This is a genomic window from Rickettsiella grylli (assembly GCF_000168295.1).
Taxonomy (GTDB): Bacteria; Pseudomonadota; Gammaproteobacteria; order Diplorickettsiales; family Diplorickettsiaceae; genus Aquirickettsiella; species Aquirickettsiella grylli.
The window spans coordinates 372,016-383,866 of sequence record NZ_AAQJ02000001.1; the positions used below are offsets into that span (position 1 = coordinate 372,016).

The following is an 11,851-nucleotide window of genomic DNA, read 5'->3' on the forward strand; positions in this document are numbered from 1 at the left end:
CGAGTCAATCCTTTAATCTGCGATTCGTTTAAAAGCCAACTCCCTCGTTGAGTAAATTGAGTAATGTTTTTAGGGCAAACTCGACTGCATTATAACGAATAATAAGTCGTTCACCGGAATAATGTTGACAGTGTGTTTTGCTCAATGTGTTGCCTACCCACGCCATCCATAGCGTACCCACCGGATTTTTTTTTGTTCCGCCTTCAGGACCTGCTATTCCTGTAATCGCGATACTCAATTGGGCTGCACTTTTTGCTAAAGCGGCTTTTGCCATCGCAAGTACTGTTTCTTCACTCACTGGGCCGTATTGTTTTAATAACGCGGGATCAATTCCTAAGAGTTGTTGTTTGGATAAAAGGGAATAGGTCACCCATCCGCATTCAAACCAAGCAGAAGCCCCCGGGATACTGGTGATGGTTTGCGCTAATTGTCCGCCTGTGCATGATTCACACGTGACTAATTTTAAATGGCGTTGTTGGAGTTTATCACCTATTTTTTTTGCATGATCATGTACATGGGATAAATGGTCCATCAGCGAATTTCCTATCATCGTTTCAATTTATAACATAGTATACCGATTCGATAAAAAAAATGTTATTGTAAAATAATAATTTTTACGGCAACATAGCGATGTTCATGCGTGGATGTATTGTTTTTTAGGTAGATTATGGCTAAAGAAGATCAAGTAGTGATGGAAGGTACAGTTATAGAAACTTTACCGAATACTCTATTTAAAGTGGAGTTGGAAAATGGACATATTATTAATGCTCATATTTCTGGGCGAATGCGAAAAAGTTATATTCGGGTGCTCACAGGTGATAAGGTGAAAGTGGAAATTACGCCCTATGATCTCAGTAAAGGTCGGATCATTTTCCGTGGTAAGGGCGCTGATCCAGAAAAATCTAAGCCGAACTAATTGGTGCTTGAGTTAAGTTTTTATTTTGGGGGGGCATGATCACATTTCTTTTTTCAGAAATGTGAAGTTGTAATTCGTCATGCTTGCAAAGTAATGTTAAGTGGCCGCCGTGTATTAAACGTCCAAAAAGCAATTCATCAGCAATGGGTTTTTTAATTTTTTCTTGAATGAGACGCATCATAGGGCGTGCTCCCATCATTCTGTCATAACCATGTTTCGCAAGCCAGATACGGGCCGGTTTGTCTACCTGCAAGGTGACATGTTTCTTTTCGAGTTGTATTTCTAATTCATGCAAATATTTATCGACCACTTGTGAAACGATGGAGGCATTTAAATAGTTAAAATAAATGGTGGCATCTAAGCGATTACGAAATTCAGGTGAAAATACCCGTTTGATGGCTTCGGAATTTTCAGCTTGATTGAGATTAGGAATAAAACCGATTTTTTGACGACTCAGTTGTTCTGCACCCGCATTACTGGTCATGACTAAAATAATATGACTAAAGTCGGTTTTTCGACCATTCGTATCGGTTAAACTGCCGTGATCCATCACTTGCAATAAGAGGTTAAAAATATCAGGATGCGCTTTTTCTATTTCATCCAACAATAAAACCGCATGTGGATGTTTTGTTACGGCTTCAGTCAGTAAACCGCCTTGGTCGTAACCAATATAGCCCGGAGGAGCACCAATGAGACGAGATACGCTATGTCTCTCCATATATTCAGACATATCGAAGCGCAATAATTCGATTCCCATCAATTCGGCCAGTTGACGTGTTACTTCTGTTTTACCCACGCCCGTGGGGCCTGCGAAAAGAAAGGAGCCGATGGTTTTATTGGTTTCTCGTAGACCAGAGCGGGTTAATTTCATTGCAGCACATAGGTTTTTAATGGCTTTGTCTTGACCAAATACGCGTGCTTTTAATTTCGTTTCTAAATGGCGCAAACGGCTTTTATCGGAGGCGGAAACACTTCGTGTCGGAATGCGTACCATCTTCGCAACAATGGCTTCGATTTCATGAATACCAATAATTTGTTTTCGTTTACTATTCGGTCGTAAGGCTTGAAAAGCACCGGCTTCATCGACGATATCAATGGCTTTATCCGGCAAGAAACGATCGGGTAAATAACGCGAAGCAAGTTCCACACTGGCTCGTAAAGCCGTCATACGATACTTGACATGGTGATGTGCTTCCAATCTATCACGCAGTCCACGTAAAATGGCAATCGTTTCTTCTAAATTAGGTTCAGGAACATCTATTTTTTGGAAACGTCTTGCTAAAGCCCGATCTTTTTCAAAAATGCTGCGATACTCTTGGTAAGTTGTTGCACCGATACATTTTAATTCACCGGTAGTCAATAATGGCTTAATTAAATTAGACGCGTCCATAACACCACCTGACGCAGCACCGGCACCAATAACCACATGAATTTCATCAATGAACAGAACAGATTGAGGTTCTTGTTTAAGCTGTGCGAGTAACGATTTAAATCGTTTTTCAAAGTCTCCTCGATATTTGGTTCCGGCCAATAAACTTCCAAGATCTAAAGAGTAAAGCGTGCTGTTGGCCAATACCTGAGGAACTTTTTTTTCAATAATGGCTTTCGCCAACCCTTCTACAATAGCCGTTTTTCCCACGCCTGCTTCACCGACTAATAAAGGATTATTTTTTCTACGACGACAAAGAATTTGAATAACACGTGCGAGTTCTTCTTCCCGACCAATTAACGGATCAATTTTTCCAAGACGGGCTTTGTTGTTTAAATTAATTGCATAAAGTTCTAATGGACTATTTCCAGGGCCTTCTACCGTAATTTCTTCTTCCGTCATAAACTGATTTAATTTAGGTTCTAAATGATCCTGTAATTTAGGTAAACCTTGTGAGATATAATTAGACACGTCTGAACGCGTAACATTTTCTCGACGTAAAAAATAAATCGCTTGACTATCTTGTTCGCCAAAGATAGCCGCTAAAATGTTAACGCCATGCACTTGGGTTTTTCCGCTCGATTGCACTTGGAAAATCGCACGTTGTAATACGCGCTGAAAGCCTAAAGTGGGTTGTATATCAAGATTCGGATCCGTTTGAGGAAACAAAGGCGTGGTCGCTGCAATAAAATTACTAATCTCATTTTTAAGCCGATTTAAATTTGCTCCGCAGGCTTTTAGTGCAGCAACAGCTGAAGGTTCATCTAAAAGTGCTAATAATAGATGCTCAACGGTTAAATATTCATAACGTTTTTCACGAGCTTGTTTAAATATAGAATTTAAACTGACTTCAAGCTCTTTGCTAAACATGGTAGCCCTCCTGTCTAATCTCTAAAATCCGTGATTTCTCCGAAGATGAGTTTCACTGTTGTTTTATCTGCTGGGTAGTCCATGTTGAAAAAATTAATTCCCTTTATTTTTAGCCTAGTCTAAATTTAAGGATTTGCGAATTTGCTTAATTTTAAGCCTTTTTAAAGGGGATAATGATTTTTTACTGAAAAGTGAAGGTTTAAGACAAACAATTTAAGAGAGAATGAGCGTTTTCTCTCTCTTAAACGTGGGTGTTATGAACATTGGTTTTTAAAAAGTTGTCGCGGTTAAGGACTGTTTGTGACACATATGATCGACAATAGATTGAGCGAAATCAGAACAACTCACTTCTTTCGCATTGTTCATTAAACGGGCGAAATCATAGGTGACCGTTTTGGATTGGATAGCGCCTTCCATGCCCGTTATAATATGACACGCGGCTTCATTCCAACCGAGATAACGGAGCATCATTTCGGCAGATAGAATTAACGAGCCTGGATTGACCTTATTTTGGCCTGCATATTTAGGCGCTGTGCCGTGTGTGGCTTCAAACATCGCAACGTTATCGCTCAAATTAGCACCTGGCGCAATGCCGATGCCACCCACTTGGGCCGCTAAAGCATCTGAAATGTAATCACCGTTTAGATTTAAGGTCGCTATGACGCTATATTCTTCAGGACGTAGTAAAATCTGTTGTAAAAAAGCATCCGCGATGAAATCTTTAATGATAATCTCTTTTTCTGTTTTTGGATTTTTTAATTGCATCCAAGGCCCTCCATTGAGCAGTTTCGCGCCAAATTGTTCTTTCGCGACTGCATAGCCCCACTCTTTAAACGCACCTTCAGTAAATTTCATAATATTCCCTTTATGCACTAAAGTGACTGAAGGAAGATCGTGGTCGATAGCATATTGAATGGCGCGCTTGACTAAACGTTGTGAACCTTCTTTTGACACCGGTTTAATGCCAATACCACACTGTGCAGGAAAACGAATTTTTTTAACGCCCATGTCGTGTTGTAAAAAAGCGATCATTTTTTTGGCTTCTTGACTGTCTGCTTGCCATTCAATGCCCGCGTAAATATCTTCAGAATTTTCTCTGAAAATAACCATATGGGTTTTGTCAGGTTCACGTAATGGGCTCGGTACACCTTTGAAATAACGGATAGGCCGTAAACACACATAAAGATCCAATTGTTGGCGCAAAGCAACATTTAAAGAGCGAATACCACCACCAACCGGTGTCGTTAAAGGACCTTTGATAGAGACGACATAATGACGTATTGCAGCAAGCGTTTCATCGGGTAAGCACTGGTTATCGCCATAAATCCGAGTGGCTTTATCACCGGCATAGATTTCCATCCACGCAATCCGACGTTTATCACCATACGCTTTTTTGATAGCGGCATTGACAACGTACTGCATCGCTGGCGTGATATCGATTCCAATCCCATCCCCTTCAATGAAAGGAATAATGGGTTCTTCGGGTACATTGAGAGAATAATCGGCGTTTACCGAGATTGCCTTGCCAAAAGGTGGGATCTGAATAGCGTGATAAGTCATGCGAAGGACTCCGTTTTTTTTGAATGGAAGACTAAAAATTTCTGTGCAATTCTAACATGATTTAAAGCGATTGAACGAATCTATTTCTATCCTTTAATTTAATAGGAATAGTCAAGTGTGTTTGTGGTAGAAAGGGTCTCTTCGACAGATAAACGTTTAAAGAAAGTGCGCGTTAAATAATAAGGTGTTTGATTGTTCATTTTACTTTTTTTACGAAAAGTGTATTTTTTAGGTGTGGACCTGTGCGCTGTTTCTTGCGCATTGGGATTCACGAACCCACTTAATTTTTCTAAACTGGCCGTTATGTGATTAATACATGCGATGATTTTACCTTTTTGTTTGAGGAGACCGGCCTGCGTATAACAGTAGGCCGATTGTATAAATTGCTTTTTTGCGCGAATCAAAACGTCGCGCTTTGTAGCATGAGAACGGGAGGGATGAGGCGTGCATAAACCTTCGATTAACGTGATTGCATAATTGTTATGAACAAGGGCAGTCCGTTCGTTTAATGCGCGGGGATGAAATGGTTTTAAAATTCCCTCAAGATTATCGTTTATTTTTAATAATCTGAATTGATTCATCAGGTGTTTACCTTCGGTTTCCCAGGAGGGGGTGGATATCGGAGAAGCGGGATGAACGTCTCTTTTTTTTGTGTGAGGACCCGGAAAGGGGTGGCCTAATCCCCTTTTTCGTTTGCTCGGGTAGAGCGAAGAATGTTTCATGGCTTTGGGCGTGTTTTTAGCAGGAAATAACGAGCGCTTATTCACAATGGTCCACTGGGTTAATGATTGAGGTACTTTCTCCAGATAAATGACTAATTGTTTTAAAGGAGGGGTCAATGCGCCATAGGGATTTTTTGATAATCGTTGCTGAATAAGTTGAGTGCGTTTTTTAGCTTTACACGCCATTTTTATAAATTCTTTTTTTTGATGAGGATGAATGGATCTTTTCGCACCTTCGTTAAAAAACTGAGTTGCCTTTTCAAGATAATAAATCGATTTTTCAAAATTGAGGACCGTTGTAAAAAATTTCGAAAGTTTATAACAACATGCTGCTTTTAATTTAAATTTATTAAATAGAAAAAAATGATGCAAGTTATCGATACGTTTTAATTGTTTAACATTATTTGTTTGATTGGAATCTAAATTTATTTTTTTAATGAGTAATTGGTTCAGATCAATTTCAAGGGCTAAAATTTTTTTATTTAAGGCATTGAATTGTTCTTCAGTGTTGTAATCAAACCTTAACGCATAAATATCGGAATAAAGCAGTGACGTCCAGGCTTCAAAATAAATTTCATTGGTTAATGGAGTAGGATTCCCTTTTTTTTCAATAAGGGACATTATTTTTCTAAATTTTTCTTTACACGAATAAAAGTCATGGGTATTAAGATTGTTTTTAGATTTAAGGCAAGTGAAATAATACTGTTTATGAGCCGTTTCGCGTTGGCGAATTAAATCATGTTCTAATCGAGCATAACAACTGATTTCTGAATCACGATTTTTCTTATTGAAACGTTGAGTATTTCTGATCTTTGGCATAGTCAGTCGGAACACTAAAAAGATGCTGGGTTTTAGCAAAAAATAATAGAAATTAATGAGAATGAATGAGCTGATAGCGAATAACCAGGTGTTCGATGATTCGAAAAATGTTTTATACAATCTACAAAAAATAACTTCGATAAAACAACATCAACGCTTATCGTCTGCTATTTCTATGTCATTTAATAGGAATAGTCAAGTGTGTTTGTGGTAGAAAGGGTCTCTTCGACAGATAAACGTTTAAAGAAAGTGCGCGTTAAATAATAAGGTGTTTGATTGTTCATTTCACTTTTTTTACGAAAAGTGTATTTTTTAGGCGTTTGCACGTGCGCTGTTTCTTGCGCATTGGGATTCACGAAACGACTTAATTTTTCTAAACTGGCTGTTATGTGATTAATACATTCGATGATTTTACCTTTTTGTTTGAGGAGACCGGCCTGCGTATAACAGTAGGCCGATTTTATAAATTGTTCTTTCGCATGAATCAAAAGGTCGCGCGCTTTCGCATGAGGAATGGATAGATGAGGCGTGCATAAATTTTCGATTAACGTGATTGCATAATTGTTATAAACAAGGGCAGTCCTTTGGGTGTGTTTTTAGTAGGAAATAACGAGGTCTTATTGACGATGGTCCACTGGGTTTTAAGATCAGGTAATCGTTGAAGATGAATGGTTAGTTTTTTTAAGTGAGATTTATTTTTTCCGCGTTGCTTTTTGAGGTTTATTTTCGTTGCGGGTGTTTGTTCGATAAAGTCGACTGATTTCATGGTTAATCCCGAAGATTTTGAAAATAGAATGGGAGGAGATATCAGCATATACTGACATTCATATAGTATATAGATTACAATGCTTTTCTTAATTTATACTTAAATAAGGCGGCGAAGCCTATCCGTTCCGACGGATAGGCTGAGAAATTATCTTATGGAAGACTCAATGAGCCGAGGAGGGCAGATTTTGATTTGTTTTGCGAGATGAGGTTCGCATTATCAATTGGGATGGGTATATACTTTAATTTTAATAAGCAGTTGAGTTAAAAATGGGTGCTGATTTTTCTTTAGGCCAAAAGATCATACTTTGGATAATACCCTTGTTATTTGCAATTACCGTCCATGAAACAGCACATGGCTGGGTGGCTTCAAAGTGTGGGGATCCTACGGCTAAATTATTAGGCCGTTTAACGTTGAATCCCTTGAAACACATTGACCCTATTGGGACGATCATTGTGCCGGCTATTCTTTTCTCGCTGGGTGGTTTTGTATTCGGGTGGGCAAAACCGGTACCGATTACCTGGCAGAATCTAAAAAAACCACGACGAGATATGGCGTTTGTTGCGGTAGCAGGTCCGCTGGCGAACCTCATGATGGCGTTTATATGGGTGGTGATTGCAAAAATTGCGATGACACTGAATAATATTCCTATTATTTATATGGCTCAGATCGGCATATCTATTAATTTGGTATTAATGTTATTAAATCTCCTCCCGATCCCTCCTTTAGATGGAAGTCGAGTCGTGGCTAGTTTTTTGTCGCCTGCGATGGCGTATCAATTTAACAAGCTAGAAATTTATGGCTTTCTTATTTTAGTGCTTTTGTTAGCCAGTGGTCTTTTAGGTAGAATTTTAGGCCCGTTATTACAGGGTTTACTCTCTGTTTTTTTTAGATTTTTTGGTTTATAACGTTACGCAGGGGTTACGCTATGAACGAAAATAGACAGGCTACAGAGTGCCATGAAACACCGACGGCGACTGTCCGGGGACAAATTTGGGATCAATTACCGCGTGATCTCTATATCCCTCCTCACGCGTTAGAAATATTGTTAGAAGTATTTACGGGTCCTTTAGATTTGTTGCTCTATCTCATCAAAAAGCAAAATTTTGATATTTTAGATATTCCCGTTGCTGAAATAACCCGTCAATATATTCGCTATATTGAGTTGATGCAGAATTTAGAAATTGAACTTGCCGCAGAATATCTTGTCATGGCGGCCGTATTAACCGAACTTAAATCAAAACTATTGTTACCGAAGCCGGTTGAAATTCAAGCAACGGACGAGACCGATCCACGTGCGGAGTTAATTTCCCGCTTGCAAGAATATGAACGGACTAAACAGGCTGCACAAAACCTCGATCAATTACCCCGTCTCGGTCGTGATGTTTTTTTAGCAATGGTTGAAGCAAAATTTTCATCGAACACACACATTTCACATTTAGTTTTAGAGGAATTAGTGGTAGCATTTCAATCGGTTTTAGCGCGAGCGGCGTTAAAGACACACCATGCCATTGCTGAAGAGCCTTTATCGATTGAAGAACGTATCGTGCAGATTAAGCGTCAACTGGCGACTCGATCGGAAATAAAATTTATCGAGTTATTTAAACGGGAGGAAGGCCGTCGCGGTGTTGTCATCACCTTCATGGCCTTATTAGAGTTATGGCGCCAAGCGTTTATTGAACTTTCACAAGTCTTACCTTTTGGAGAAATAAAAGTGCGAGGAATCTGATGTTTCAAGGTAAAACAATAATAATAACCGGAGGATCATCAGGTATTGGTGCAGCAACGGTTGCCTTATTTAGTGCGCAAGGGGCAAAGATTTATATTCTGGATAAAAAAAAATTGAAAGATAGGCCTTCCCAATCCGTTTATTATTTAAAATGTGATGTGGCGAATACGAAAGAAGTTCAATTCGCCGTGGAAAGTATTATCCAAAAAACGCATAAAGTGGATTATCTTTTTTGTAATGCAGGTATACACTTATTTGCTAACCTTGAAGAGAGTTCTTTGAGTGCGATGCACAACGTGTTTGCAACGAATGTATGGGGCACTGTTTATTGTCTTCAACATTTATTACCCCATATGAAACGCCATCAGCGCGGATCAATCGTTTTAATGGCCTCTGATCAAGCCTTTATTGCGAAAGAACAGTGCGCTATTTATGGTGCGAGCAAAGCGGCTATCGCACAATTAGCGAAAAGTACAGCGTTGGATTATGCACGTTACGGTATTCGAGTCAATTGTGTTTGCCCAGGGTCGATTGATACGCCGATGTATCACGCTGTATTAGAACAATTTAAGCAAAAAACTGGTTTATCCTGTCAAGCGCTCAAAGAACGCATCGCTGAAAAATTACCCTTAAAACGAGTGGGAAAACCAGAAGAGGTTGCGCAGCTGGTTGGTTTTTTATGTAGTGATGCGGCTTCATTTATGACCGGAGCATTAGTGTCTATTGACGGCGGTTATACCATACAATAATTCCTTATTGGGCAGAGAATTGTTGGGCAATGGGAACAACGGACGCTTCGATTAATCGGCCAAGATGGTGACTGGCTTTCGCTGCAAAATGCACCGTTCCTTCGTGTGTAATCGGTTCTTTGCTCAGCCCTGCAGCAAGATTTGTGACGACAGAAATGACTGCTACTTTTAAACCACAATGTCGTGCAACGATGACTTCAGGAACGGTTGACATGCCGACAACATCTGCGCCCCACTGCCGAAAGGCACGAATTTCTGCCGGCGTTTCAAAGTTAGGTCCGAGAACACTGAGATAAATTCCTTCAGTTAAAGGGATAGACAACTGTTTTGCAGCTTGTCGAATAATATGTCGAATACCGGGATCGTACGCATCATCCATCGCGAAGAAGCGCGGACCAAATTCTTCATCATTCGGCCCTGTGAGAGGGTTCATGGGGTGTAAATTAATGTGATCAGAAATTAAAACTAATTGGCCTGCATCCACGTTTTTAGTTAATGATCCGACGGCGTTGGTCATGATGACGGCACGGCAACCCAAATATTTTAAGGTTCGAATAAAAAGCTTAAAATCGTTCGCGTGCATCCCTTCATAAAGATGAATCCGTCCTTGGTAGCAGACGACAGGTATTTTATTCAGATAACCCACTATCATTTTTCCATGATGACCCTCGACACTACTGACTGGAAAACCAGGAAGTTCAGCATAGGGGATTGAAATACTATCCGTTAATTTATCGGCGATATCCGCTAAACCAGAGCCTAAAATAATGCCAAGTTTTGCTTGAAACGTGGGCCGATCGTTTAAAATAGATTGAGCAAGTTGTTGCACAGAGGTCATCATCATAAAGCGCCTTTGGGTCAATTATCATGGAGTTTGAAAAGTATTCTTATTCGGTAGACGCCGTCATCGGTGTTTCATGAGTGCCAAATAAAAACTTTTCCATTTCTTTTTTTAAAAATTCACGCGCTTGGGGTTCATAGGTACTTAAACGATATTCATTAATGAGCATGGTTTGATGGTTTATCCATTGTTGCCACGCCGGTTTGCTAATGGATTGATAGATGCGTTGACCTAATTCTCCGGGGTAAGGAGGATAATCAAGCCCTTCCGCTTGTGTGTGTAATTTAAGACAATAAATTGTTCGATTCATAAAAATAGATGCTTCCTATTAAATGTTTGTCTGTTATTGGACAGGGCTCAATTTTTTATGTTCTTGACCTTAAGCCTCTATCAGTTGATTTAATAATTTTTTAACCGGTGCTGCAAGACCTATAGAAGCGAGTTGTTGTTTGTTATACCAGACTATAGGGTTAGATTCCATCTGAGGAGGCGACCACTTTTTTACGCGGATGGCAACAGGGCGGATTTCAAGTTGAAAATGACTAAAGGTATGTTTTAAAAACGGATAATTTTTTATCGATTTTTCCGTTTCGCAATGATAGTTTTTTTTACAAAAATTTTTTATTTTTTCAGTAATCGTACATTCGGGAAGGCTCCATAAGCCTCCCCAAATTCCACGGGGTGGTCTTTTTTCTAATAAAATTTCTTGACGCGCGTTGATTAAAATGACCATCGTGATAGCCCGAGAAGGGTTCATTTTAACGGGTTTAGAGGAAGGATAATGAATCACACAATCTTCTTTGTAAGCTTTGCAGTGACGCTGTAAAGGGCATTCAGTACATTGAGCGTGTTTTGGTGTGCAAATTAATGCGCCGAGATCCATCATCGCTTGCGTATAATGGCGGACGTGCTTATTGTGAGGCGTATAACGTTCCGCAAGGGTCCACAGTTGTTTATTGACGTGCGTTAAACCGGGCCAACCAGAAAGCGTGTGAAACCGACTGAACACCCGTTTCACGTTACCGTCAAGTATGGCAGCAGGCTGGTTAAAGGCTAACGCCCGTATAGCACCTGCAGTGGATCGGCCGATGCCGGGTAAATTTTGTAATAAGATTAACGCTTGCGGAAATTTGCCTTTATATTTTTCTTCAATGATTTGCGCACAACGATGTAAATGACGTGCACGCGCATAATAACCAAGACCCGACCAGAGACGAATCACTTCATCCAGTGAGGCGTTCGCTAATGAAGATAATGTCGGAAAATGATGGGTAAAACGTTGAAAGTAAGGAATGACTGTCGTTACTTGCGTCTGTTGCAGCATAATTTCCGAAAGCCACGTAAAATAAGGAGATTGGACTTGTTGCCAGGGCAAATGTTTACGACCGGATTGATGGAACCAGGTGAGAATTTTTTTTTGAAATTGGGCAGGTGTTAATGTCACGGAAAT

At 39.8% G+C, this 11,851-nt stretch carries 13 protein-coding genes; 4 read left to right on the top strand and 9 right to left on the bottom strand.

The genetic code is table 11. The features are described 5' to 3' along the window. Nucleotides 1–28: 28 nt before the first annotated feature. Nucleotides 29–532, bottom strand: a complete 504-nt coding sequence (locus tag RICGR_RS01645; protein ID WP_006035851.1) for a CinA family protein — start codon at nt 530–532, stop codon at nt 29–31. A gap of 135 nt (nt 533–667) precedes the next feature. Between RICGR_RS01645 and infA the strand changes: the two genes are divergently transcribed. Further along, on the top strand, nt 668–916 hold the full coding sequence (infA, locus tag RICGR_RS01650; RefSeq protein WP_006035963.1) for a translation initiation factor IF-1: 249 nt from the start codon (nt 668–670) through the stop codon (nt 914–916). On the opposite strand, the gene clpA is transcribed toward infA, so the two are convergent. From clpA to RICGR_RS01675, 5 genes are all read right to left on the bottom strand, one after another. Beyond that, complete coding sequence (clpA, locus tag RICGR_RS01655; protein WP_006035026.1) at nt 903–3,215, bottom strand: ATP-dependent Clp protease ATP-binding subunit ClpA; 2,313 nt, start codon at nt 3,213–3,215, stop codon at nt 903–905. The two genes, infA and clpA, sit on opposite strands and share 14 nt — an antisense overlap. A gap of 270 nt (nt 3,216–3,485) precedes the next feature. Next, complete coding sequence (gene icd, locus RICGR_RS01660; protein WP_006035200.1) at nt 3,486–4,775, bottom strand: NADP-dependent isocitrate dehydrogenase; 1,290 nt, start codon at nt 4,773–4,775, stop codon at nt 3,486–3,488. Between the two features lie 98 nt (nt 4,776–4,873). Next, a complete protein-coding gene (locus RICGR_RS01665; RefSeq protein ID WP_006035998.1) occupies nt 4,874–6,316 on the bottom strand; it encodes a hypothetical protein in 1,443 nt (480 codons plus the stop codon). 182 nt (nt 6,317–6,498) lie between these two features. Next, a complete protein-coding gene (locus tag RICGR_RS01670; RefSeq protein ID WP_006035233.1) occupies nt 6,499–6,804 on the bottom strand; it encodes a hypothetical protein in 306 nt (101 codons plus the stop codon). Between the two features lie 56 nt (nt 6,805–6,860). Next, entirely contained in the window at nt 6,861–7,082 is a 222-nt protein-coding gene (locus RICGR_RS01675; RefSeq protein ID WP_006034929.1) for a hypothetical protein, read from the bottom strand. A 269-nt stretch (nt 7,083–7,351) separates the two neighbouring features. Here RICGR_RS01675 and RICGR_RS01680 point away from each other — a divergent pair, with 269 nt between their 5' ends. Genes RICGR_RS01680 through RICGR_RS01690 form a run of 3 tightly spaced genes read left to right on the top strand, consistent with a single transcriptional unit; the run spans nt 7,352 to nt 9,560 of the window. Continuing rightward, nucleotides 7,352–7,990, top strand: coding sequence for a site-2 protease family protein (locus RICGR_RS01680; RefSeq protein WP_006035657.1), 639 nt, complete (start codon nt 7,352–7,354; stop codon nt 7,988–7,990). A 20-nt stretch (nt 7,991–8,010) separates the two neighbouring features. Then, nucleotides 8,011–8,811 (top strand): segregation and condensation protein A, encoded by an 801-nt coding sequence (locus RICGR_RS01685; RefSeq protein WP_006035054.1) that lies wholly within the window; start codon nt 8,011–8,013, stop codon nt 8,809–8,811. After that, a complete protein-coding gene (locus tag RICGR_RS01690) occupies nt 8,811–9,560 on the top strand; it encodes an SDR family NAD(P)-dependent oxidoreductase (protein ID WP_006035989.1) in 750 nt (249 codons plus the stop codon). Before RICGR_RS01685 ends, RICGR_RS01690 begins: the two co-directional genes overlap by 1 nt. A gap of 4 nt (nt 9,561–9,564) precedes the next feature. Here the strand turns inward: RICGR_RS01690 and RICGR_RS01695 are convergent, their stop codons facing one another. The 3 genes from RICGR_RS01695 to mutY all read right to left on the bottom strand — a co-directional run bounded on the left by RICGR_RS01695 (nt 9,565) and on the right by mutY (nt 11,845). After that, nucleotides 9,565–10,404: a purine-nucleoside phosphorylase gene (locus tag RICGR_RS01695; protein WP_006035423.1), complete on the bottom strand. Its 840-nt coding sequence runs from the start codon at nt 10,402–10,404 to the stop codon at nt 9,565–9,567. A 43-nt stretch (nt 10,405–10,447) separates the two neighbouring features. Further along, nucleotides 10,448–10,711, bottom strand: a complete 264-nt coding sequence (locus tag RICGR_RS01700) for an oxidative damage protection protein (protein WP_006035820.1) — start codon at nt 10,709–10,711, stop codon at nt 10,448–10,450. A 69-nt stretch (nt 10,712–10,780) separates the two neighbouring features. Then, nucleotides 10,781–11,845 carry an A/G-specific adenine glycosylase gene (gene mutY, locus RICGR_RS01705; RefSeq protein ID WP_006035205.1) on the bottom strand — a complete coding sequence of 355 codons (1,065 nt, stop codon included), beginning with the start codon at nt 11,843–11,845 and terminating at the stop codon, nt 10,781–10,783. Between the last annotated feature and the right edge of the window lie 6 nt (nt 11,846–11,851).